This window comes from Acuticoccus sediminis, from assembly GCF_003258595.1.
Taxonomy (GTDB): Bacteria; Pseudomonadota; Alphaproteobacteria; order Rhizobiales; family Amorphaceae; genus Acuticoccus; species Acuticoccus sediminis.
This window is the reverse complement of record NZ_QHHQ01000013.1, coordinates 32,439-55,220: the sequence shown is the minus strand read 5'-3', so window position 1 is coordinate 55,220 and position 22,782 is coordinate 32,439. Positions and strand designations below refer to the sequence as shown.

The window sequence follows — 22,782 nt, the reverse complement described above, 5'->3', positions numbered from 1 at the left end:
TTGGACCCTCGCCTAACTTCAGGCGGCGTACCGGCTCGCATTCGGCGTGACCTCGCGCTTACCCCAGATCATCCGATCGAAGTTTGCCGATGAAGCGCCATCCGAACGTTGTGGCGGGCTCGGCGCCAAGGGTTCGCCGCGGTCGCCGGTTTCTTCCCACCCGGGCTGGAGGCTGATGTGCCCTCGCTTCACGAACTCTTTGGGCCTGACGCCATCTCGGAGGAAACCCGGCAGGTCAACGATGCCCTGAAGGCACAGATCGCAGCAGCGCCGCAGCCTGACAGCCTTGATGCCGCCCGCCACGCGTTCGCAACAGGCGCATCCGGCATCCCGGTGTCGCCTCAGTCCTCTCGCGCTCGAAGTCAAACGCTGAGCACCGCGGCCGGTGACATCGGTGTTCGCGTGTTGGTTCCTGAAGTCGTGCGGGGGATCTACCTGCACATCCACGGCGGCGGCTGGGTCCTGGGTGCCAACGACATGTGGGATGACATGCTTGAGAGCCTCGTCCGCAACGCTGGCTTGGCCTGCATGAGTGTGGCCTACCGCCTCGCTCCAGAACACCCATTCCCGGCGGCGCGGGACGACTGCGTGGCGGCAGCAACGTGGCTCGTCGAGAACGCTGAAAGAGAGTTTGGGACGTCATGCTTGCTCATTGGCGGCGAGTCCGCAGGCGCGCACCTGGCTGCCCTGACCTTGCTCCGCTTGCGTGACGCCGGTCTGGGCAAGCCCTTCAAAGCCGCCAATCTGATGTACGGCTGTTTCGATCTCGGGCTCACGCCGAGTCTTCGGATGGCGGCCGAAACGCCCGTCATCGACCGCGCCGGGACTGAGCGGTTCATCGCGGCATTCAGCGGCGGGGCCGATCCTGATCACCCGGCGTTGTCTCCCCTTTACGCGGATCTTCGGGACCTCCCGCCGGCGCTATTCAGTGTGGGCACGCTTGACCCGCTTCTCGACGACAGCCTCTTCATGCACATGCGTTGGCAGGCTGCCGGCAACCCCTCTGAACTGGCGGTCTACCCGGGCGGTGTTCATGGCTTCAACTGTCTTACGGGACAGCTGGCCGAGGCGGCGAATGCTAAGGCCGAAGCGTTCCTGAAGGCCTTCGCGCCATAGCATCTCAGAACAGCCATATCGGCCCCAACTCGGTCGGGGCTGGCGGCCTGCCGATCATACTCGGGCTATCAGCGGTCATTACCTCAGACCGGCTTCGCCAAGCGGTCATCTCTGCCTAGCAATCTCTTCGACAACCTGTTTTCAACGTGGCATCGAACTTATCGGTCGGCGATACGGCTCTCGGCCTTGCCGTCGTTGCGCAGTTAATCAGATCGGCGCCGGCCGCGGCCGCGCCGACCTCTTCCTCAGGTGCAGACATGGCCTTTGTGACCACTCCGGAAGGCGTCGAGATCTTTTACAAAGACTGGGGTCCCAAGAATGCCCAGCCCGTGGTTTTCCATCACGGCTGGCCACTAAGTGGCGATGACTGGGACGGGCAGATGCTCTTCTTCCTCCAGAAAGGTTATCGGGTGATCGCCCACGACCGACGCGGCCATGGGCGCTCCAGCCAGGTGTCGGACGGGCACGACATGGACCACTACGTCGCCGACGTGGCCGCTCTGACGTCGCACCTGAACCTGCGCAACGCCATTCACATTGGCCATTCAACGGGCGGCGGCGAGGTGGCGCGCTATGCCGCTCGTCACCCTGAGCGGATCGCCAAAGCCGTTCTCGTCAGCGCCGTACCGCCGTTGATGCTCAAGACGGCCGCCAACCCCGGGGGCATTCCAATCGACATGTTCGATGGCCTGCGTGCGCCCCTCGCCGCGAACCGAGCTGAGTTCTTCCACGGGTTCGCCTCTGGCCCGTTCTTCGGCTTCAACAGGCCGGGGGCGAAGCCGCTGCTGGGTGTGATCGAGAACTGGTGGCGCCAAGGCATGAATGGGGGCGCTGTCGCCCACTACCAGGGGATCAAAGCCTTCTCAGAAACCGACTTCACCAAAGATCTCCAGGCCATCACCGTGCCGACGCTCGTGCTCCATGGTGAAGACGACCAGGTCGTTCCCCTGGCCAATTCAGGGCCTTTGTCGGTCAAGCTCATCAGGGGTGCGAAGCTGAAGACCTACCCGGGTTTTCCGCACGGCATGCTGACGACGCAAGGCGACGTCATCAATCCCGACCTGCTCGCCTTCGCCAAATCGTAGGCGGGGAGAGCGCCAGCAGTAGCCAAGCATGTTTCGCAAATGGGAAAGCGCGTCGAGCTAGAACCAGAAGATCGCCGCGCTGGTACGAAGGAAAGGCCACGTTGTTTCGGTTCATCGGCAGGTACTGGCACAGTGAATAGCTTGGCTGCTTTGCGGCGGCGCGGTCGATCCCTTGATGAAAGCAATCAGGATGCCAGATATCGCTCTTGATCTGCGTTATCTTAAATACGCAATGCTCGCTGCTGAGCACGGAAGCTTCCGCCGTACCGCAGAAATGCTCAATGTTCCTCAATCCACCGTCAGTAGACGTATCCAACTGCTCGAACACCGTATCGGAATTCCCCTTTTTGAGCGCGGCCGATCAGGAGCTCGCGTCACACTGGCAGGCGAACGCTTTTTAAGGGACGCCGCGGTCGGTGCTGATCATCTTCATCAAGCCGTGAACGGTCTTGCTCTCGTCAAACGCGGTCATTCTGGCAAGATTTGCATCGGAATCATGGCATCATTGGCAAGCGGGTTTCTTGCAGAACTGTTGGGTGCTTTCCATAGCCGGTTCCCCGCAGTTGATATCAAAATCGAAGAGGTGACGTCTCAAGCGAGTGCCTGCGCCGTGCTTAACGGACGGCTCGATGCCGCATTTATGCCCGGCGATCCAAAGCTACCTGGCTGCAGGGCTGAGAAGCTGTGGGATGAGAAAATATTTGTCGCAGTCCCTTATGCTCATCCTATTGCCGCTCTGGCAGCGGCAACTTGGGACGACATTAGGCACGAGACATTTCTCGTGACTGCCGACGCAGCGGGACCCGAGATAGAGGACTATCTGGTCCGGCAGTTGTCCGGACCTGCGTTTCATCCGAAAATCTCTGTTCAGCGCGTGGGGCGAGAGAACCTACTCAACATGGTTGACCGTGGCTTCGGAATCACTTTGACGACCGATTCGACATTGGGCATTACATATCCAAACATTCGATTCCTGCCGATTATCAGCAGCGAAGATAAAGTATCATCCAGTGTGGTTTGGTCCGCATCAAATCAGAATCCGGCGCTCAAGCATCTGGTTGAGATGAGCCTCAATCAAGCGCGCCGATCAACAACAGGAAAAAAGTGCGGCGACTGATTGATCGAGTGCTGTAGATCATTCGGGACTGGTAGATCGCCGTCTGGCTTGAGAAAAACCACGGTCGGTGGCAATGAAGCGTTGGATCATGGGGGCGATGAGCTTCGCGGGATCGGCCACAGGTTGCCCGGTTTCCTGCGCAAATACTTCGGCGTAAGCGACCAGATCACGGTGCAAAGATCCAGACAACTCAACTGTAACCCTGACTGGTTTGTCGTCGGCGAAAGCCCCGAGTTTGAGCTTAGCCATCATGCTCCTCCGTATGGTTCGAGCACCAAATCCCGGGTGACGATCACGCGAACCGGGAAGCCGGGGCGGATCGTGAGGGTGGGCGCGATGTTGAGCTGGCGACGCACGATCTGTTGTCCAGCATCGTTTATCGTGTCTTGTCCGCCGTTGCGGATCGCCTGGATCAGGCGATCATCGTCGTTGGTCGCGAGTTCGGCGCCGACGCTGAGCAGCGTTGAAAGGCCGGCTGCCTTGGCGAGATCCCACCAGTGGTAGTCCACGCCATCCTGCAAGCCTGCATAGCCCTCGGCGTCTGCGCCCGGCTGGCGCTCGAGAACGATCGACCTGCCGTTCGGAAAGATCAGCCGGTTCCAGACAAGTAGCACGCGGCTTTGCCCGAACTGCACGTTGTTGTCGTATTGGCCGATAACGCGTGTGCCCTGCGGCACGAGGAGGATCCGTCCGGTAGGGCTGTCGTAGATATTTTCGGTCACCTGGGCGGTGATCTGGCCGGGGAGGCCGGATCTAATCGCTGTGATCAGCGCGGCGGAGATCACGGCCCCGGCCTGCAGGATATTAGGCGACGCCGGCGCCGCGACGCGATCGGGCGCGACGGTACGCCGATCGGCGGCGGCATTGAGGAAGGCATTCTGCCGGTCCTGCGCTGTCGGTGTCGTGGGTGGCGGAGCCAGTCCCAGGCTGGTGAGATCGGGCATCGGCGGCGCGCCGGGCGTCGCCTGGGACGGCGTCGCGGCAGACGTTCGCGTTTCGGTGGAGGCGAAGAGCCTGGCTGTGCGGGCGGATTCAAGCTCCTGGATGCGGCGCTGCTCTTCCGGGCTGAGGCCGGGATTCGGGGCGGCCATGCCTGGCGTCGGCACGGGCTGGCCGCGATTCTGCGCTCCAAGAATTGGGCGTCCGAGGTCCCCGGGGAGCGGCGGACCGAGCTGGGGCACGCCGCTATAATCGCGTGGCAAACCGGCGATGCCATCGGCTGTCGAGCGGTTCTCGGTCGAGTAGAGCTCCTCGTTCGACCGGCCGCCATCGCGGGTCTGAAGGGCATAGATGAGCGCACCGCCGATCCCGACGCTGGCGACCAGGCCGAGACCCGCCAGCACCTTTCGCGACAGTCGGGTGACGCGCGGAGGTTCGGCGCGCAGCCGCATCGGCGCGGGACCGACGGGCTCGCCGGTCAACGGCCGAGCCTCCTCGTCCGGCCCTTCCTCTTTCCGGGGCTCTGTCTCGCTCACGATGCCGGCCTCCCATCGGTACGCACGATGCGGACGCGCTTCTGCCGATCGCCGGAGCCGTACCGCAACTCGGCGGCGGCGAAGAGCCGATCGACGATCATGTGATGGCCGCGCACCCGGTAGTTCACCAGCTCCGAGGTGTTACCCTCCGGACCGACAACGAACAGTGGCGGCATCTCGCCCTGGCCAATACCGCGTGGGAATTCGATGAAGACCTGGCGGCCGTCGTCGAAGGCGCGCAGCGGCCGCCAAGGCGCGCGGTCGCCATCGATCGCGTAGCGGAAGTTGACGTTGGCGAGGTCGACGCCGGATGCGACCGGCTGCGCGGCCTCAGCCTGTTGGTTCTGGCGGCGCAGCGCGATGAGCTGGTCTTGCGGATACTGCCAGGAGACCGAGGCCATATAGGTCCGCTCGGTCGAGCGCAGCTCCATGTGATAGGTGCGCAGGTTGGTGTTGATGACGAGATTGGTCATCAGGTCCGGCCGGGTCGGCTTCACCAGGATATGGACCTGAAGCGTCGGCCCGGCGCCGCTCTGCGTGTCGCCGATGATCCAGCGGACTGTGTCGCCGGCGGCGACCGGACCCGAGCCGACCAACTGCTCGCCCGGCTGCAATGCGATGTCCGTGATCTGCCCGACCGCGGTGTAGACCTGATAGAGTGCGCCCTGAGTGAATGGGTAGACCTGCATCGAGTTGATGAAGCCGTTGCGCACGGGCTGTATGCGCGCAGCGGCGTTGGCCTGGTTGACCCGGGCGGTCGGATCGGTCGGCTCCGGTGTCGTTCGAGACGGTTCGACGCGTTGCATCTGCCCAGGCAGCGGAAGCGGTCGCGGGATCTCGACCACGGTGACTGGCGGCGGTGGGTCGACAGTCTGCACGGCGGGCGCGGCGGTATCGTAAGAGATTTCGGGCGGCGGAGTGCTGGTGGCGCAGCCGGCCAAGGCGGACGTCGCCAACATCAGAAGCGGCAATGCGCCTCGGCGCAAAGCCGGGACTGCGGAAATGTGTGAAGCCGGGTTTCCGGCTTTACGGAAAGACGGCTTCATTGCCCAAGCTCCCGTGACCAGTTGATGGCGTTGACGTAGATGCCGAGCGGGTTCGCCCTGAGCCGATCGGCGTTGCGCGGGACCTGCACGACGATCGTCAGGATCGCGGTCCAGCGCTCGGTCGTGGCGAGTTGGCCGTTCTCGTAACGGCGCTCGACCCAGGCGACACGGAAGCTGTCCGGAGACGCGCGGATGACGCTCGAGACTTCCACCGCGACCTGCTGGCGACCCACCTTGGTGAACGGGTCGTTGGCCCGCGCGTAGTCGTTGAGCGCAGCCGCGCCGCGGTCGGTCGTGAAGTCGTAGGCGCGCAGCCAATTCTGCCGCACGATGATGGCGTCGGCCGGGATCGAGCGGACCTGCTCGATGAAGCGCGCCAGGTGGAAGGCGATTTGCGGGTCAGTCGGACGATAGTCCGCAACAGCCGGCGCCACGGCCTGGGCCTGGCCAAGCCGGTCGACCTGCACCACCCAGGGGACGATCGTGCCGCGTGCCGACTGCCAGACCAGCGCAGTGGCGAAACCGGCGGAGAGGATCAGCGAACCGAAGGCCATCAGCCGCCAGTTCTTCGCCTGGACGCGCGAGGCGCCGATGCGCTCGTCCCAGACCTGCGCGGCGCGCTGATAGGGCGTCTCAGGTTCGGGGGCTTTGCCATAGTGGGTGGAGGGTCGTTTGAACATCAGCGGTCGCCTTCGGAGAGATTGACGGAGGAGCCGCCGCCATGGGCGTCACCGGAGCGCACGGCGTGGGCGGTCGCCTGGACGGCGTGGGTCATGCGTTGGGAGCGGCGCATGCGCTGTGCCCATGCGGGCGGTCCGTCCGCGGCTGCCGGGGCGGCCGAGCCGCTTCCGTCGCCGGCCGCGTCGCCACCGACCGAACCCATCGTCGAGGAGCCGCCAGTCGCTTCGAACACGGCCTTGCCGCCGGCATTGAAGCTCGAGCGCATGCTCTCGGCGGCGCGTGAGGCGGCGCGGCGCAGGGGCGAGACGGCTGCGCTGCCGCCGGCCTGGGCGACGGCACCAAGGCCTGACGCGACGCCGCTGACGCCAGACTGGCCGGCTGCGCCGAGGCTGTAGGCCGTGGATGCGCCGCCCGCCATCGCGGCGCCGCCTCGGGCCGCGGCTGCGGCGCCCCCGGCAAGCGCCGCGCCCCCGGATGCGACGGCGCCGACCGCGCCGGCTCCGGCGGCAATCATGCCACCGGCTGCGAGTCCCGTGCCCACCGCCGCGCCAGCGCTGAGCTGCGGGCCGCCTGAGACGATGCCGCTGGCGATGCCGGGGCCGAAGATCCCGAGGCCGAGGAGTGACAGCGCGGCCAAGACGATGGCCATCGCCTCGTCGATCGAGGGTGTTGCGCCGCCGAAGCCAGCCGTGAACTCGGAGAACAGGGTGGAGCCGATGCCGATGATGACGGCTAGCACCAGCACTTTGATGCCGGACGAGATGACGTTGCCGAGCACGCGTTCGGCCATGAAGGCGGACTTGCCGAACAGGCCGAACGGAATAAGCACGAAGCCGGCGAGGGTCGTCAGCTTGAACTCGATGAGCGTAACGAAGAGCTGGATAGCGAGGATGAAGAAGGCGAGCAACACCAGCGCCCAGGCGAGGAACATGCAGGCGATCTGGATGAAGTTCTCGAAGAACGACCAGTAGCCCATCAGGCCGGAGATGGATTCCAGAAGCGGCCGCCCGGCATCGAGGCCGGTCTGCGCCACCTTGCCGGGCCGCAGAAGATCGGCGGTCGTAAAGCCCGTGCCGCTGGCCTTGAGGCCCAATCCGGCGAAGCTCTCGAAGACGATGCGCGCGAGGTTGTCCCAGTTGCCGATGATGTAGGCGAACACGCCGACGAACAGCGTCTTCTTCACCAGGCGGGCGAAGATGTCGTCATCGCCGCCCCAGGACCAGAACAGCGCCGCCAGCGTGACATCGATGACGATCAGCGTCGCGGCGATGAAGGCGACTTCGCCGCTCAGCAGGCCGAAGCCGGAATCGATGTAGCGGGTGAAGACTTCGAGGAAGTGGTCGATGACGCCGGTGTTGCCCATGACGCTACCGCGTCTCGGTCGGCGGCGACACCGGCGCCGGTTGGGTCGGAACAGCCGCGTCCGCTGGCGGACGTGGAGCGGGCGCCGCTTCCGGCAGCCGCTCTGCCGGCCGAGCGCCCGGCGCGAGGAAGCGGTTGCGGTTTTCGGCCCAGGCCCGCAGGCAAGCCGCGTCACGCGGGCCGGCTTCTCCGAGGGCCTGGCAGCGGAACAACTCGTCGCGCAAGGGGTCGGACGGAGACGTGTTCGGCCGTGACGAAGCCCAGCTCTCCATCGGCTCCTCTTTGCGGCTCATCTCAATCGCCGTTGCGGTGACGGCCACCGCGACGAACACCACGGCGCCGACTCGGGCGAGCATCTTGCCGTCCATGGCTGCGCCCTCAGTTGCCGCTATTCGGGAACATGCGGGCGTTCCCCGCCTGATAGCCGGAGCCGGGCGTGAGGAAGCGGCGGCGCTGCTCGCGACCCTGTTCGGCAGCCGCGGCGCGCTCCGCCTCGGAGAGCGCCTGGGCCCGGCCATTCGACGCGACGACGGCGGTGAGGTCGGCAAGCTGCTGCGCTTGAAGCGCGAGGAGCTGGTTGCCGGCCTGCGTCGCCTGTAGCGCGCCCGTCGCTCCCTGACTCCGGCCGATCAGCGATGACATCTCGGCGCGGTTGGTGTCGATGTTGCCGACGACACCGGCCTGGACGCGCATGGCATCCTGCAGTCCGCCGACAGTGTTCTGCCAACGCTCGCGCGCCTGCGCCACGAGCGCCTGATCGGAGGCGGACATCGAGGCGTTGCCGTAGGTGGTCTGGAACGCTTGATCGATGTTCTGGACATCGTAGGCGATGCGCTGCGCCTGTTGCAGTAGCTGCTGGGTGCGCTGCACCGACTGCTGAAGCTGCTGGAGCGACGAATACGGCAGGCTCGCTAGGTTGCGCGCCTGGTTGATCAGCATGGTCGCCTCGTTCTGAAGCGAGGTGATCTGGTTGTTGATCTGCTGAAGCGTGCGGGCCGCCGTCAGGACGTTCTGCGCAAAGTTGGTCGGATCGTAGACGATCCATTGCGCCGCGGCCGGGCTGCTGACGATCGGCGACAGCGCCATCGGCGCGGCGAGGAGAATTGCGGCGACGCGCATGGCGCGCGAGCGGGAATGAATGGAACGGGTCATGGGCGTGCCTCCGGATCGGCTTGGGGGATGACGTTGGTGAGATCGGCGATGAGATCAGCGGCCCAGCCGAGGCGGTTTTCAGCAAGCCATTCGGCGAGAAAGCCGTCGGTGCCGCTACGGGCATGCACCTCGCCGATGAGGGCCTGATGCTGTTTCGAAGAGGCGGCGCAGAGCGCCAAGGCGACATCCGAAAGGCCCAGCTCGAACAGGCGATTGCCGCGCCGCGACTGGCAGTAATAGTCGCGCTTGGGCATGGCCCGGGCGAGGATCTCGATCTGCCGGTCGTTCAACCCGAAGCGGCGATAGATCGCGGTGATCTGAGGCTCGATCGCGCGTTCGTTCGGCAGCAGGATGCGTGTCTGGCAGCTCTCTATAATGGCGGGCGCGATGGCGGAGCCGTCGATGTCCGACAGTGACTGGGTGGCGAAGATGACGCTGGCGTTCTTCTTGCGCAGCGTCTTGAGCCATTCGCGGAGCTGCCCCGCAAAGCCCTCGTCATCGAGGGCGAGCCAGCCTTCGTCGACGATCAGCAGTGTCGGCCGGCCGTCGAGACGATCCTCGATGCGGTGAAAGAGATAGGCGAGGACCGCAGCAGCGGCCCCGGTGCCGATCAGTCCCTCGGTCTCGAACGCCTGGACCGAGGCCCGCCCGAGATGTTCGGCTTCGGCGTCGAGCAGGCGACCGTAAGGGCCACCGACGCAGTAGGGCCGAAGCGCCTGCTTGAGGTCGTTTGACTGCAGCAACACCGACAGGCCCGTCAGTGTGCGCTCGCCGATCGGCGCGGAGGCGAGCGACGAAAGCGCCGACCAGAGATGCTCCTTCACCTCGGGCGTGATCGCCACGCTCTCGCGTCCCAGCATGGCAGTGAGCCAGTCAGCCGCCCAGGCGCGTTCCGCGACACCGTCGATCCGGGCAAGCGGCTGCAGCGACACGCAGTCATCGGCGCCTTCGGTGAGCCCGCCGCCGAGGTCGTGCCAATCGCCGCGCATTGCGAGCGCCGCGGCCCGGATCGACCCACCGAAATCGAAGGCGAAGACCTGAGACCGCTCGTAGCGGCGAAACTGCAGCGCCATAAGCGCCAGCAGCACGGACTTGCCGGCGCCGGTCGGTCCGACAATCAGCGTGTGGCCGACGTCGCCGACGTGGATGGAAAGCCGGAACGGGGTCGATCCTTCGGTCTTGCCGAACAGCAGTGGTGGTGCTGCGAAGTGCTCGTCCCGTTCCGGTCCCGCCCATACCGCCGACAGCGGGATCATGTGGGCGAGATTGAGCGTGTTGATGGGCGGCTGCCGGACATTGGCATAAGCGTGCCCGGGGAGGCTGCCGAGCCAGGCGTCGACGGCGTTGATGGTCTCGGGCATAGCGGTGAAGTCGCGGCCCTGGATGACCTTTTCGACGAGGCGCAGCTTCTCTGCCGCGATACGCGGATCCTCGTCCCAGACGGTGATCGTCGCCGTCACATAGGCTTGGCCGGCATAGTCCGCGCCGAGCTCCTGTAGCGCCATGTCTGCATCGGCCGCCTTGTTCGCGGCGTCGGTGTCGACCAGCACAGACGCCTCGTTGGTCATCACCTCCTTCAGGATGGCCGCGATGGACTTGCGCTTGGCAAACCATTGCCGCCGGATTTTGGCCAGCAGCTTGGTGGCGTCGGTCTTGTCGAGGAGAACGGCTCGTGTCGACCAACGGTAGGGAAAGGCCAACCGGTTCAGTTCGTCGAGGATGCCGGGCGTTGTCGCGCTCGGAAAGCCGACAATGGTGAGGATGCGCAGATGCGTGTCGCCAAGGCGCGGATCGAGACCGCCGGTGAGAGGCTGATCGGCGAGCAAAGCATCGAGATAGATCGGCGTCTCGGGCACGCGGACGCGATGCCGCTTTGTCGAGACCGCCGAATGCAAATAGGTCAGCGTCTCGCCGTCATCGAGCCAGGCGCATTCCGGCATGAAGGCGTCGATAAGCTGGAGGATGCGATCGGTGCGATCCACGAAGCCGCGCAGGATCTCGTGGGCGTCGACGCCGGCGTGATCGCGGCCCTCATAGAGCCAAGTCTCGGCGCGGGCGGCATCCTCGGCTGGGGGCAGGTAGAGGAAGGTCAGGAAGTAGCTGGACTCGAAGTGCGCTCCGGCTTCCTCAAAGCCCGCTTTGCGTTCGGCGTCGACCAGCGCGGAGGCGCTGTCGGCGAACATGCTGGCGGGATAGGTAGCGGCGCCGTGCCGCTGCGCCTCCACGAAGATCGCCCAGCCTGAGCCGAGGCGCCGGAAGGCGTTGTTGAGCCGTCCGGCGACCGCGATCAGCTCGGCCGGCACGGCGCTGTCGAGATCGGGGCCGCGAAACCGCGCGCTCCGCTGCAGACTCCCGTCCTTGTTGAGGACGACGCCTTCGCCGACCAGTGCGACCCAGGGGAGGAAGTCGGCGAGCCGGATGTTGCGGTTGCGATATTCGGCAAGGTTCATCATGGCCGCGCGCCTTCAAACCGACAGATGACCGGGGATGCGCAGATGCCGGCGCACCACATCGACGAACTGCGGATCGCGCTTGGCGGCCCAGACGGCGGCGAAGTGGCCGATCGCCCAGAGGCCAATTCCAACGAGCCAGAGGCGAAGGCCGAGCCCGAGCGCCGCCGCCAGCGTCCCATTCAGGATGGCGATCGAGCGAGGCGCACCGCCGAGCAGGATGTGTTCGGTCAGCGCGCGATGGACAGGGACCGAAAAGCCCGGCACTTCGCTCGCCGTCTCGGCCGACGTCGCCATCAGACTAGCGCTCCGCCGCCGAACGAGAAGAACGACAGGAAGAAGCTGGACGCGGCGAAGGCGATCGACAGGCCGAAGACGATTTGGATCAGGCGCCGGAAGCCGCCCGAGGTGTCGCCGAAGGCGAGCGTGAGGCCAGTCACAATGATGATGATCACCGCGACGATCTTGGCGACGGGCCCCTCGATGGACTCGAGGATCGATTGCAGCGGCGCTTCCCACGGCATGGACGAACCGGACGCGTGGGCGGCGGGCGCGAGCGCCAAGGTGAGGAAGGTGACGGAGGCCGCCGTCGCTACGTGACGGCGAATACGCATGGCATGCTGGATCATGACGGATCTCCTGTGGGGGGCTGGGTGGCGGGCAGGACACGGTAATCGCCGTCGGGGCCGAGCCCTTCGACGCGGGCAAGTTCGGCGAGGCGGCGCGAGGCGCCGCGGCCGGAGAGCACTGCAACTAGATCGATCGTCTCGGCGATGAGGGCGCGCGGAACGGTGACGACAGCTTCCTGGATGAGTTGCTCGAGGCGGCGGAGCGCGCCGATGGCGGTGCCGGCGTGAATGGTGCCGATGCCGCCGGGATGTCCGGTGCCCCAGGCCTTGAGCAGATCGAGCGCTTCGGCGCCGCGCACCTCGCCGATCGGGATGCGGTCGGGGCGCAGGCGCAGCGAGGAGCGCACGAGATCGGAGAGCGAGACGACGCCGTCCTTCGTGCGCATGGCGACGAGGTTCGGGGCCGCGCATTGCAGCTCGCGTGTGTCCTCGATCAGCACCACGCGGTCGGACGTCTTTGACACCTCGGCGAGGAGCGCGTTGGTGAGCGTGGTCTTGCCAGTCGAGGTGCCCCCGGCGACCAGGATATTGCGGCGCTCGGCGACGGCGACCCGCAGTGCTTCAGCTTGGTCGTCCGCCATGATGCCGGCCGCGACATAGTCGTCGAGCGTGAACACAGCGACCGCAGGCTTGCGGATCGCGAAGGCCGGCGCGGCGACGACGGGGGGCAGAAGGCCCTCGAACCGCTCTCCCGTTTCCGGCAACTCGGCAGAGACGCGGGGGCTGCCTGGATGAACTTCGGCGCCGACATGGTGCGCGACGAGGCGAACGATGCGCTCGCCATCGGCCGGCGACAGCCTCTCACCCGTGTCGGATAGTCCCTCGGACAGGCGGTCGATCCAGAGCCGCCCATCGGGGTTGAGCATCACCTCGACGATCGCGGGATCTTCCAGAAATTGGGCGATCGCCGGCCCGAGGGCCGTGCGCAGCATGCGTGCGCCGCGAAGGATTGCCTCCGATTTCTGGTGAGTGGCCGCCACGTCGTCCCCGTTCTCGTGCGGGCCCGCGAAGTGCGGCCCTGGATCGGGGATGAGTAGAAGAGGCAGAAATCAGGGCGTGACAACAACCGAAATGTGGTCGTCGTACTGTGGCGTACAAAGACAGGGAAACGGCGGAACCTCTCTATACTTGCGATACCCTTGCCGACGATTATTCCGCGTCGCGCGCGGGATCGATGTCTTCCGAAATCTCCTGCCTGAGCTTCGGGCCGCTCGCGAGTCGGCGACCCAGAGCCGCGATGAACGCCTCGTACCGCTCGCCGGCCTTGGCGCGAGCGGCCTGAGCGGCAGGCTCGGGAAGCGCAGGCGTTGTGGTCAGCCAGAAGCGGACGAAGATCGCCAGCGTCTCGACGGAGATGCCGACGTCGCGCTCCACGCGGCTCATGCGCCGGTCGATCTGATCGAGCCGCTTGGTGATCGCCGCCTCCTGACGTTCCGCAGCGTCGGGCGACAGGAAGGATGCAATGCCTGCCTCTGCGATCAGTGACAGCGAGTGGCCACGCCGAGCCGCGTGCGCAGCGAGAGCTTTCATGACCTCGGGCTCGAGATAGACGGAGAGACGCTGCTTCTTCGGGGATTTCGTCATCGCGGCTCTCCTAAAGCTCGATGCCGTCGCCCGGGTCGAGCGAAGCCTGGCGCGCGACCTGCCGCATGTTCTGGTTCATGCGGCTGACGCGCGCCGCGTCGTCATCGGCATCGTCCGCCGGGTCGATCTCGAACTCGTTCTCGATCGGCGCCACTTTGGCGATCCGCTGCACGCGGCTCAGCTCGGGCTGGCGGCGGCGCTCGGAATCGGTCGTGTCCTCCTCGTCCGGATTACCTCCCGTCGCCGTTGTCAGGATATCTGGCGACGGCGGCAATGCCAGTTTGCTCCAGTCGTCGGTCGAGACCACATCCGGCTTCGTTATGGTGGGCGGCGGCAGCACCCGTTCCTGAAACCGGCGATCCTCGTAGTATCGGGCCTTCTTGGCCCGGATCGGCGGCGTGCCGGCGACCATGACGATCTCGTCAGAGGGCGGGAGCTGCATGATCTCGCCGGGCGTGAGCAACTGCCTGGCCGTCTCCGAGCGCGACACCATCATGTGGCCGAGCCATGGCGAGAGCCGGTGGCCGGCATAGTTTTTCATTGCGCGCATCTCGGTCGCGGTGCCGAGCGCGTCCGACACGCGCTTAGCCGTCCGCTCGTCGTTGGTCGCGAAGCTGACGCGGACATGGCAGTTGTCGAGGATTGAGTTGTTGGGCCCATACGCCTTTTCGATCTGGTTGAGCGACTGAGCGATCAGGAAGCTCTTCAGGCCGTAGCCCGCCATGAACGCGAGCGCAGATTCGAAAAAGTCGAGACGCCCGAGCGCCGGAAACTCGTCCAGCATGAGCAGTAGTCGATGCCGGCCGCCCTTCGCCTGCAGGTCCTCGGTGAGACGCCGGCCGACCTGATTGAGGATCAGGCGGATCAGCGGCTTGGTCCGGTTGATGTCCGACGGCGGCACCACGAGGTAAAGCGTGGTCGGCCGCTTGCCCCCGACGATATCGGCGATGCGCCAGTCGCAGCGCCGGGTCACCTCTGCGACGACGGGATCGCGATAGAGACCGAGGAACGACATCGCAGTCGAGAGCACGCCACTGCGCTCGTTGTCCGATTTGTTCAGCAGCTCCCGCGCGGCGCTGGCGATGACGGGATGCGGACCAGCTTCGCCGAGATGCGCGGTCTTCATCATCGCCGCCAGCGTCGACTCGATTGGCCGCTTGGGATCAGAGAGGAAGGCGGCGACGCCGGCGAGCGTCTTGTCGGCCTCGGCGTAGAGGACATGGAGGATCGCGCCGACCAGCAGCGCGTGGCTGGTTTTTTCCCAGTGGTTGCGCTTTTCGAGCGATCCTTCCGGATCGACCAGGATGTCGGCGATGTTCTGAACGTCGCGGACCTCCCATTCGCCGCGGCGCACCTCGAGCAGCGGATTATAGGCGGCCGACTTCGGATTGGTCGGATCGAACAGCAGCACGCGCCCGTGTCGTGATCGGAAGCCTGCCGTCAGCGTCCAGTTCTCGCCCTTGATGTCATGGACGATCGCCGAGCCCGGCCAGGTCAACAGCGAGGGCACGACGAGGCCCACGCCCTTGCCGGAGCGGGTCGGCGCGAAGCACAGCACATGCTCGGGGCCGTCATGGCGAAGATAGTTGCGGTCGAGCTTGCCGAGCACGACGCCGTCCGGCCCGAGCAGGCCGGCTGCTTTCACTTCCTCATCACGCGCCCATCGTGCTGAACCATAGGTCTCGACATTCTTCGCTTCACGCGCGCGCCAGACCGACATGCCGATGGCGACTGAGATCGAGATGAAACCGCCCGACGCGGCGATATAGGCGCCCTCGACGAAGATCGGCGGCGCATAGGCGTCATAGAAATACCACCACGGGAAGAAGGACCACGGATAGTAGATCGGCCATCCGGCCAGATCGAACCATGCGGGCCCGAGCTGCGCCTGAAAGCCGAGACGCCACGCGGTCCATTGCGTGGCCGCCCAGGTCGTGAAGAGTACGATCATGAAGACGGTGAGGATCTGGCCCCAGAGGATTTTCGTCGCCGACATGCAAGGGTCCTTTCTACGAGATTAGAGGCCGAGACCGCGCTTGCGGCCGAAGCTCCAGTCGACGCCGCCATCGCCACGGGCGACGCCAGAGACTTGCTGGCCAAGGTGCTTTTCGAGAGACGGCGACCAGGGCACGAGCTGGAAGCCGAGGCCGTCGTCGATCATGGCAAAGCGGCCTGACGCGAGGGCGATGCGCTGCCGATAGGCGCCGGCGACATATTCCCCGGTCCCCGCCTTGGCGAACGGGCGTCCGGTCTCGGCCGCGAGCTTCGCGCCGAGCGCTTCGACCTCACGCTGGCGCAGCGTGTCGATGAGATTGCGGGAGAAGATGACGCTGCGGCCGTGGCGCTCAGCCAGGCGCTGCTCAATCAGATGTTCCGCGCGGCGGTCCATCGCGTCGCGCACTTCAGTGCCGAACCCGCCACCGCCAAGCGCCACCGGCTCGCGGGCGATCGCCTGCCGGTCGAGCCAGGTCGCGCCGGTCGCGGTAACCTGTGCGGAGATGTCGAGATCCGAGCGGACGGCAAGCGCGACGCGCCGCTGCCCCCGCGCATCGTCGAACTTGCGCAGCTCGACGATCGAACCCGGCGCGCTGTCACCGGCGGCCTCGAGGTCGGGAAGCTTGATGTGATGCGTGCGGCCGTCGACCCCGTCGACCACGGCATAGGCCGTGCCCTTGAGCTCGTCGTCGAGGCCTCGCGTCACCAGCCGACCGACGACGGGGTCGTTCAGGCTTTCCCCGGCGATGACATAGCTTGCTGCGCCGCGCTCGATGCCGCGATCGGTCAGCGCGCGGTGCATGCGCTTGATGATGTCGCCGCGCTCGCCGAGCTCGCGCAGCGTCGCCTCCGCCTTCTCCGAGATCGTCCATTGGCCGGGACCGATCTCGTCGGCGAGGCCGAGGCCTTCGAGCTTGCGCAGCCGCCCGACTTTGAGGGCGTGGAATTCATCGGGCTGTCGATCGGGATGCGGGGCGAGGTCGACGACGCCGGTCCTGTAGGCGTCTCGCGCGAGCTGACGATCGAGATTGGTCCAGCGCTCGGACTCGATCTGGCGCTCGATGGTGCGACGGATGTCCTGATCGGTACGCGGCCCCAGCTCCTGCGTGATCAGATCCCGCGCGCGGTCGCGCATGCCCTCCTTGATGTAGTCGCGCGAGATGACGAGGTTCTCGCCGTCGTCGCCAACGCCGCGCAAAATCAGATGGACATGGGGATGCTCGGTGTTCCAGTGAACGACAGCGACCCAATCGAGCCGGGTGCCGAGATCCTTCTCCATCTGCCCGACCAGCTCGCGGGTGAAGCCCTTGAGGTCGGCCATCTCCACCGCGTCGTCGGGAGAGACGATGAAACGGAAATGGTGGCGGTCATCCTCGCACCGCTCCGCGAACGCCTTGGGATCGGCGTCATCCCCGCCGGGGCCGAATAGCCGGGCCTTCTCTCCATCCCGGGTCACGCCCTCGCGGCGCAGATAATTGAGGTGGGTGCCGAGCGGCGCGTTGCGTCCACCCTGGCGCACGACCCGCGCCTTGACGACAGCGCCGCGCGAGCGGGCGGTCAGCAGCCGGTTGGCCTGCACCGCCGCGCGCTGGCCGCGGCCGAAGCGCGAGCGGTTGCCCGGCCCGATCCTTCCTTGCCGGGACACTGCGCCGCCGGCCTTCTGCGCGGCCGCAAGCGCCTGCGCGATGAAGGGCCTGACTTGCTGGGCGCGCGTCGAACGGATGCGGCCTGGCCGGATGCGGAAATCGTCCTCGGCGCTCATGGCCGCAGCCCCGCACATCGCGCAAAGCTGAGGAAATCGTTAGGAAAGCGCCGCGCGCGCAGGCTGCGCCGATCAGGCGCGCATCGCGCAAAGGCGCCATAACCCCTTGAAAAACCACAACCGCACAAGGCCGCACATCGCGGCCCTTTATCCTGCCATCGTGCGGTTGTGGTGCCTGCGCTTTCCCGCTCGCCGGCCAAACCTACGCCAGAGCCCGATATCGCCGCATACGATGGGAAGCACCTCATTGCGGCCCCGCACTGGCGGTTCGAATGGCAAACAGGCCGCTAGTCTGCGGATCGGCTGGTGCGAAATCGCGCTGGGCAGGTTGCGACGACGGCGCGGCCGGCGCGTCGTCACGCGGCCGCCGATCTTCAGCCGCACTGCTGGCGGCTTGCACGATGAAGAGCGGCGCACGGGTCCAGGCGAGCGGATCGGCGGTCGCTACCGTGACGGGGGCAGCGAAATCGCCGCCGCCGATGGTCGGCGCGAGAGCGGCGACATAGGCGCGTGTCTCGGCCGGCAACGGGCGGCCGGTCGCGCGAAATTCCTCATAACGGCCAGGACCGGCATTGTAGGCCGCCAGAAACCCCGGCGAGCCGTAGCGGTCGTGCATCTCGCGCAGATAGGCAGCGCCTGCCAGGATGTTGTCGCGGGGGTCATAGGGATCATTGCCAAGACCGTGTCGGGTGCGCAGCTCCGACCAGGTCGCGGGCATGATCTGCATCAGGCCCATGGCGCCGGCGGATGAGATCGCGCGCACATCGCCTGCGCTTTCAACGCGCATGACGGCACGAATCCACGCTTCGGGAATGCCGAACCGCCGCGCCGCCTCTGCGATGTGGCTCGCATAGGGATCGGCGGCAGTTGTGCGTCCGGCCGGTGCATCCTGCGTCTGGGCGCGGGCGGCGAGCGGCATCGCGAGAGCCAGGCCGGAAAGGAGAAGGAGGGCTGCATGCCGGACGGTGATGAACCGTCCGGCGGCAGCGCGAATGCGGCGGGCCGGCATCGCTCAGTCCCGCTCGCCGCGCTTGGGCGGACGGTTCCAGTGCAGGCCCCAGGTCGATTTGTCGTCGGCCGACTGGGAGAGGTTGGCGCGGATCGGCTGCGGAAAGCATGGATCGTCGAGCTGCAGCGCGACGTACTCGCCGGCCTTCTCGCCGGTGCGCTTCCAGCCCGCGCCGAGCTCGGCTCGTGGTTGGTTCGTCATCCCATCGAAGACGTGGACGCGGAAATCCGGCGCATTCTCGGCGTCGGACGGTTCGGCCGGAATGATGATAATGTCCTGGTGCAGCAGGAGCGTTTCCAGGTGGCCGATGAAGCCGCCGTCGTCGCGCGTGAATTGACCGATCAGGGACATGGGTAGCCTCCTTGGGGTGCGGTGAGTTTGGGACTGGGCACGTCGTCACCGCGTCGGCGCGCGCCAGACGAAGCGGCCATCGCCGTCCTCGTCGGTGTAGAGAGGGATCGCCCGGCCGATCACGGCGGAGGCGGGAAGCGGCCCGAAGTAGCGGCCGTCGAGGCTGTCGCGGACCTGCCAGTTCATCAGGAACAGCTCGCCCTCGACGACGACGCGGCAGCCCTGCCAGATCGGCAGCGAATTGCCGCGCCGATCGCGCTCGAGCGCTTCGCCCATCGGCACGCCGTCGACGGTGATCGCGAGGCCCGTCCGGCAGACGCGCTGCCCGGGCAGCGCTGCGACGCGCTTCAGCAGCGGCACGCCGCGCGGCAGGTAGCCGCCGTCAGCGAGAAAGCCCGCCAGCGGCTCGGGCGCGCGCACCGCGACCAGATCGGTGACCTCAGGGGACCGCTCGGGCTCGATTGCGTAGAGCCCGATCGGCGCGCTGGCCGATGCGTTCCAGATCAGTTTCGGTGCGAAGGACACGACCGACAGGATGCCGAGCAGGGACACGGCGGTGGCCGTGGTGATGGTGTAGCCGCGCCGGGTCATACGCCGATCCTCCGGGCCAGGAGGAAGGCGCGATGGCGCTGCATCGTGTAGGCGCGCGGCGTCTCGCCGGCGGCCAGACGGTTGTGGACGTGCCGCCAATGATCGGGCGCGACCTCGGCCGGATGGATGCCGATCGCCTCGATCGCGTCGATGAGCTGGAGAACGTGCTCGACCTTCGGCCAGCCATCGACACGCAGCAGGATGTCGCCGCCGGGTGTCACCGTGTGGACCGTCTGGCAGGGCGCGCTGCACGGAACGGCGCGCAATATGTCGAGGCGCGAGAGCACGGTGCCGTGCTCGTTCGCGGCCCAGCGCACCAGCGCGAAGACGCTGCCGGGACGGAAGAAGAGGATGCGGCGTCGGCGGTCGAGGACCTGTTCGCGGACCTCGCAGCCGAAGCGGATCCAGTGCTCGATCTGCTTTTCGATCCAGACGAGCTCGACGTGGGTGAGCTCGTCTGGCGGCGGCGCGGCGCCAGCGCGGCCGACGCGCGCGGATGCGGCGGCAAGGCCGATCATGGTCCTTCTCCTGAGAGGGGTGGGAATTCGCGCTCGAACAGCGCGCGCAGCATGTCGGCAACCGTCTGGCCGCGCTGGAAGGCCGCGATCTTGATCCGGCCGCGCATATCGGTGGTGACGTCGATCGTCAGCCGGGCGGAAAACTCCTCGGCGGGGTGGACGTGCTGCGCCTGGCGATCGGGCGCCTTGATCCAGCTCTCCGGATCGGCAGGCCGGGACGCGAAGCTGCGCTTCGGGGACCGCTCGCTCATGCGCCGATCCTCGCCACTTCCGCCGCCAGCGCGGCGATCTCGCGCGCGCCCGGGCAGTCCTCGTCCTGCTCGGCGACGAGCCGGCCGGTCTGCACGACATCGGCGAAGACGATGCGCTGGCCGATGGTGGTCGCGAGCAGCGGAGGGTCGTGATCGGCGAGCGTCTCGGCCGTCTCGCGCGCCAGCACGGTGCGGGCCGCGCAGCGGTTCAGCACGAACCGGGCAGCGAGCTGAGGGCGGTAGATGCGCGCCTCGCCGAGCAACGCGAGCATCTCGGCCGAAGCCCAACCGTCGAGGGGCGACGGCTGCACCGGGATCAGCACGAGATCGGCGGCGAGCAGCGCCGAGCGCATCAGCCCGGCGACACGCGGCGGCCCGTCGATGACGATATGGTCGGCGTCACGGGCCAGCTCCGGCGCCTCGCGGTGGAGCGTGTCGCGCGCCAAGCCGACGACACCGAACAGCCGCCCCAGCCCCTCCCGGCTGCGCTGCTGCGACCAGTCGAGCGCCGAGCCCTGCGGGTCGGCGTCGATCAGCGTGACGCGCTTGCCACGGCGAGCCCATTCGCCGGCGAGATGCAGAGCGAGCGTCGTCTTGCCGACGCCGCCCTTCTGGTTGAGCAGCGCGACGATCATGGCGCGCTCCTCCTTGCCGGCGGCGGGTTATCCGCAGGCGTGGAAAAGCGGCGGTCCGTTAGAAAGATTCCGAAGGAATCTAGGTTAGATAAGTTACGGGGGCCGCAAGCTGCTGATTCAGCGCGAGGAATCGACGATTCCGGTCCCCGATAGCACGAGAGTCCGGTCCCCGATGGCACGATAGTGCCGGTCCCTGATAGCACGAGACGATTCACAGCTTATCCCCAGGGCGAGTTGTTGAGCGGCGACGGCGGCGCGGGACGCCGAGCGCGTCGGGATCGGTGGGCGCGAAGGAGAGGATTTCCGGGCCGCCGAGGCATTGCTCGATGGTCAGCCGATAGCCGGGCAGCGGCTGCCGCCGGACGATGTCGCGCAGGTCGTAGGCGAAGTGCTTGAGCGGCGAGAGGCTGCCGGACTTGGCGTGGAGGTGCGGGAAGTCGAAGCTCCAGCCGAATTCCTGCTTGCCGCCGTGCTTGCGCACGAGCCGGTAGAGCCAGCGCTCCAGCCCGCCGGTGAGATCGAAATATTTGCGGTCGATCGTCAGCACGAGCGCGTCGTCGAGCACGGCGCCGTAGAACCAGTCGGGGACGATCAGCTCGAGGCCGAGCGGGCGGCCGCGATGATCGGCGCGCTCCTTCCATTCGTTGATCCAGGAGAAACGGTGCATCCGCCGCTCGGTCGGCTGACGGATCGAGGTGGCGACCGTTGTCGATTGCAGCCGGTCCAGGGCGGCCTTCAGGCGATCGTAGTCGCGAAGCGACACGCCGCGGCCAATGAAGTTCAGGATCTCATAGGGTGTGGTGGCCATCAGGCGCGACGGGCGCAGGCCGACGTCGCGCGCCTCGACGATCTGCGAGGCCGCCCAGATCAGGACGTCGGCGTCCCAGATCGTGGCCATGCCATGCTCAGGCACGGCCTCGACGCGGATCTTCACCGAGCCCGCCTTGAAGTCGATCGGCGCGAGGCGCTTCGACTTGGCGAGCGAGAAGAAGGGGTAGGCCATGAGGTCCTGCGCATCGCGCGGCGCGAGATCGCCGGGCAGAGCCCGGAACAGATCGAGCTGCGCGCGCTCATCGTGATGGGTGTGGCGGGACAACACGGCCAGCCACCTCAGCGCGCGAAGCGGCCGCTGGTGGTGGCGGAGGATGGATTGGTCTGGCGCTTGGCTGGGAGAACGGTGCCGCCGCGCGGATCGGAGGTCGAAGTAACGAGACCTCGATCTGCCCAACCCTGCAGGTCCTCGAGGGAATAGACGACGCGGCCACCGAGCTTGCGATACGTCGGGCCGGTTCCGTAGGTGCGGTGCTTCTCAAGCGTGCGTTCGGAGAGGCCGAGGAAGCGCGCCGCCTCCTGCGTTCTCAGGTAGCGTGGCGGTAGATTGGCGGCTTTTTCGGCCATGATCGAACCTCCGTGGTCTCGCGGGCGGCCGCTGCGGATGAGCGGCGGGTTGCGAGCACGGTGGCGCGAAGACGGCGCCTCCAACGATGTCGAAGTAAGACGGCTAAGATCGACACCCGAGCGGGTATCAGCGATCCCGGCGTGGTCGCCGTAGCAATGACCGGTAGCCGCCGCGAACGAGCTTCATGCCGTCGCGCGCGAGACGGATGGTGATTTCCCGGATCGGGTCGCCGACCCAGGACGCCGCGTCGATTTTGTGCTGGGGGAAGAGATGCTCGGCGACGACGCGATAAATGGCGCCGGCGTGTCGCGCATCGATGGCGCGGAGCATCTGGCGCGCACGCTGACGCCTCTGTGGCGTCATGCGCGGATCGGTCGGGACGCGCTTGCCGAACATCGCATACCAGAGACGCTCGACTGCCGTCAGCCGGTCCGGCGTCAATTCGTCGAACATGACGAATGCGCCAAGGGGACGAGCATCATCTGCGTCGGTCAGGGCGACATCATACGGCTCGCCCCGCAGAGCGAGCCGGATCAGATCAGCATCGTGTTCGAAGACAGCACGCGTGCGCAGA

General features: G+C 66.4%; 26 protein-coding genes. 3 read left to right on the top strand and 23 right to left on the bottom strand.

Annotation, left to right across the window (positions count from 1 at the left end):
- Nucleotides 1–177: 177 nt before the first annotated feature.
- The 3 genes from DLJ53_RS32565 to DLJ53_RS32555 all read left to right on the top strand — a co-directional run bounded on the left by DLJ53_RS32565 (nucleotide 178) and on the right by DLJ53_RS32555 (nucleotide 3,318).
- Nucleotides 178–1,116: an alpha/beta hydrolase gene (locus DLJ53_RS32565; RefSeq protein ID WP_202913478.1), complete on the top strand. Its 939-nt coding sequence runs from the start codon at nucleotides 178–180 to the stop codon at nucleotides 1,114–1,116.
- A gap of 257 nt (nucleotides 1,117–1,373) precedes the next feature.
- On the top strand, nucleotides 1,374–2,201 hold the full coding sequence (locus DLJ53_RS32560) for an alpha/beta fold hydrolase (protein ID WP_111352502.1): 828 nt from the start codon (nucleotides 1,374–1,376) through the stop codon (nucleotides 2,199–2,201).
- A gap of 175 nt (nucleotides 2,202–2,376) precedes the next feature.
- Nucleotides 2,377–3,318, top strand: coding sequence for a LysR family transcriptional regulator (locus DLJ53_RS32555; protein WP_202913477.1), 942 nt, complete (start codon nucleotides 2,377–2,379; stop codon nucleotides 3,316–3,318).
- Between the two features lie 18 nt (nucleotides 3,319–3,336).
- On the opposite strand, the gene DLJ53_RS32550 is transcribed toward DLJ53_RS32555, so the two are convergent.
- The 23 genes from DLJ53_RS32550 to DLJ53_RS32440 all read right to left on the bottom strand — a co-directional run bounded on the left by DLJ53_RS32550 (nucleotide 3,337) and on the right by DLJ53_RS32440 (nucleotide 22,781).
- On the bottom strand, nucleotides 3,337–3,567 hold the full coding sequence (locus DLJ53_RS32550; protein WP_111352521.1) for a DUF2274 domain-containing protein: 231 nt from the start codon (nucleotides 3,565–3,567) through the stop codon (nucleotides 3,337–3,339).
- Nucleotides 3,567–4,793 carry a TraB/TrbI/VirB10 family type IV secretion system protein gene (locus tag DLJ53_RS32545; protein WP_111352500.1) on the bottom strand — a complete coding sequence of 409 codons (1,227 nt, stop codon included), beginning with the start codon at nucleotides 4,791–4,793 and terminating at the stop codon, nucleotides 3,567–3,569. The genes DLJ53_RS32550 and DLJ53_RS32545 overlap by 1 nt, the downstream gene beginning before the upstream one ends.
- A complete protein-coding gene (gene trbG / locus DLJ53_RS32540) occupies nucleotides 4,790–5,839 on the bottom strand; it encodes a P-type conjugative transfer protein TrbG (protein ID WP_111352499.1) in 1,050 nt (349 codons plus the stop codon). Before trbG ends, DLJ53_RS32545 begins: the two co-directional genes overlap by 4 nt.
- Nucleotides 5,836–6,519, bottom strand: a complete 684-nt coding sequence (trbF, locus tag DLJ53_RS32535) for a conjugal transfer protein TrbF (RefSeq protein ID WP_106773537.1) — start codon at nucleotides 6,517–6,519, stop codon at nucleotides 5,836–5,838. Before trbF ends, trbG begins: the two co-directional genes overlap by 4 nt.
- Nucleotides 6,519–7,883 (bottom strand): P-type conjugative transfer protein TrbL, encoded by a 1,365-nt coding sequence (gene trbL / locus DLJ53_RS32530; RefSeq protein ID WP_111352498.1) that lies wholly within the window; start codon nucleotides 7,881–7,883, stop codon nucleotides 6,519–6,521. The genes trbF and trbL overlap by 1 nt, the downstream gene beginning before the upstream one ends.
- Nucleotides 7,884–7,887: 4 nt before the next feature.
- The gene (trbK-alt, locus tag DLJ53_RS32525) at nucleotides 7,888–8,250 is read right to left on the bottom strand and encodes a putative entry exclusion protein TrbK-alt (RefSeq protein ID WP_111352497.1); all 363 of its coding nucleotides are present in this window, start codon (nucleotides 8,248–8,250) and stop codon (nucleotides 7,888–7,890) included.
- A gap of 10 nt (nucleotides 8,251–8,260) precedes the next feature.
- A complete protein-coding gene (gene trbJ / locus DLJ53_RS32520; protein ID WP_111352496.1) occupies nucleotides 8,261–9,034 on the bottom strand; it encodes a P-type conjugative transfer protein TrbJ in 774 nt (257 codons plus the stop codon).
- Nucleotides 9,031–11,487, bottom strand: a complete 2,457-nt coding sequence (gene trbE / locus DLJ53_RS32515; protein ID WP_111352495.1) for a conjugal transfer protein TrbE — start codon at nucleotides 11,485–11,487, stop codon at nucleotides 9,031–9,033. Before trbE ends, trbJ begins: the two co-directional genes overlap by 4 nt.
- A 12-nt stretch (nucleotides 11,488–11,499) precedes the next feature.
- Nucleotides 11,500–11,781, bottom strand: coding sequence for a VirB3 family type IV secretion system protein (locus DLJ53_RS32510; protein WP_048649014.1), 282 nt, complete (start codon nucleotides 11,779–11,781; stop codon nucleotides 11,500–11,502).
- Nucleotides 11,781–12,113 carry a TrbC/VirB2 family type IV secretion system protein gene (locus DLJ53_RS32505; protein WP_111352494.1) on the bottom strand — a complete coding sequence of 111 codons (333 nt, stop codon included), beginning with the start codon at nucleotides 12,111–12,113 and terminating at the stop codon, nucleotides 11,781–11,783. Before DLJ53_RS32505 ends, DLJ53_RS32510 begins: the two co-directional genes overlap by 1 nt.
- Nucleotides 12,110–13,045: a P-type conjugative transfer ATPase TrbB gene (gene trbB / locus DLJ53_RS32500; RefSeq protein WP_425320982.1), complete on the bottom strand. Its 936-nt coding sequence runs from the start codon at nucleotides 13,043–13,045 to the stop codon at nucleotides 12,110–12,112. The genes DLJ53_RS32505 and trbB overlap by 4 nt, the downstream gene beginning before the upstream one ends.
- A 217-nt stretch (nucleotides 13,046–13,262) precedes the next feature.
- Nucleotides 13,263–13,697 carry a CopG family transcriptional regulator gene (locus DLJ53_RS32495; protein ID WP_111352492.1) on the bottom strand — a complete coding sequence of 145 codons (435 nt, stop codon included), beginning with the start codon at nucleotides 13,695–13,697 and terminating at the stop codon, nucleotides 13,263–13,265.
- A gap of 10 nt (nucleotides 13,698–13,707) precedes the next feature.
- Nucleotides 13,708–15,693, bottom strand: coding sequence for a conjugal transfer protein TraG (locus DLJ53_RS32490; RefSeq protein ID WP_111352491.1), 1,986 nt, complete (start codon nucleotides 15,691–15,693; stop codon nucleotides 13,708–13,710).
- 21 nt (nucleotides 15,694–15,714) lie between these two features.
- On the bottom strand, nucleotides 15,715–17,454 hold the full coding sequence (locus tag DLJ53_RS32485) for a relaxase/mobilization nuclease domain-containing protein (RefSeq protein WP_111352490.1): 1,740 nt from the start codon (nucleotides 17,452–17,454) through the stop codon (nucleotides 15,715–15,717).
- A gap of 244 nt (nucleotides 17,455–17,698) precedes the next feature.
- Nucleotides 17,699–18,463, bottom strand: coding sequence for a lytic transglycosylase domain-containing protein (locus DLJ53_RS32480; protein WP_111352489.1), 765 nt, complete (start codon nucleotides 18,461–18,463; stop codon nucleotides 17,699–17,701).
- 3 nt (nucleotides 18,464–18,466) lie between these two features.
- The gene (locus DLJ53_RS32475) at nucleotides 18,467–18,814 is read right to left on the bottom strand and encodes a DUF736 domain-containing protein (protein WP_111352488.1); all 348 of its coding nucleotides are present in this window, start codon (nucleotides 18,812–18,814) and stop codon (nucleotides 18,467–18,469) included.
- 45 nt (nucleotides 18,815–18,859) lie between these two features.
- Nucleotides 18,860–19,405, bottom strand: a complete 546-nt coding sequence (locus DLJ53_RS32470; RefSeq protein WP_111352487.1) for a S26 family signal peptidase — start codon at nucleotides 19,403–19,405, stop codon at nucleotides 18,860–18,862.
- Nucleotides 19,402–19,923: a DUF2840 domain-containing protein gene (locus DLJ53_RS32465; protein ID WP_111352486.1), complete on the bottom strand. Its 522-nt coding sequence runs from the start codon at nucleotides 19,921–19,923 to the stop codon at nucleotides 19,402–19,404. The genes DLJ53_RS32470 and DLJ53_RS32465 overlap by 4 nt, the downstream gene beginning before the upstream one ends.
- Nucleotides 19,920–20,174 carry a hypothetical protein gene (locus DLJ53_RS32460; RefSeq protein WP_111352485.1) on the bottom strand — a complete coding sequence of 85 codons (255 nt, stop codon included), beginning with the start codon at nucleotides 20,172–20,174 and terminating at the stop codon, nucleotides 19,920–19,922. The genes DLJ53_RS32465 and DLJ53_RS32460 overlap by 4 nt, the downstream gene beginning before the upstream one ends.
- Entirely contained in the window at nucleotides 20,171–20,809 is a 639-nt protein-coding gene (gene parA, locus DLJ53_RS32455) for a ParA family partition ATPase (protein WP_111352484.1), read from the bottom strand. The genes DLJ53_RS32460 and parA overlap by 4 nt, the downstream gene beginning before the upstream one ends.
- Before the next feature lie 211 nt (nucleotides 20,810–21,020).
- Nucleotides 21,021–21,908, bottom strand: a complete 888-nt coding sequence (locus DLJ53_RS32450; protein WP_111352483.1) for a replication initiator protein A — start codon at nucleotides 21,906–21,908, stop codon at nucleotides 21,021–21,023.
- An 11-nt stretch (nucleotides 21,909–21,919) separates the two neighbouring features.
- Nucleotides 21,920–22,207: a helix-turn-helix transcriptional regulator gene (locus tag DLJ53_RS32445; protein ID WP_111352482.1), complete on the bottom strand. Its 288-nt coding sequence runs from the start codon at nucleotides 22,205–22,207 to the stop codon at nucleotides 21,920–21,922.
- 127 nt (nucleotides 22,208–22,334) lie between these two features.
- Nucleotides 22,335–22,781, bottom strand: a complete 447-nt coding sequence (locus DLJ53_RS32440; protein ID WP_244935216.1) for a DUF2285 domain-containing protein — start codon at nucleotides 22,779–22,781, stop codon at nucleotides 22,335–22,337.
- Nucleotide 22,782 lies beyond the last annotated feature (1 nt).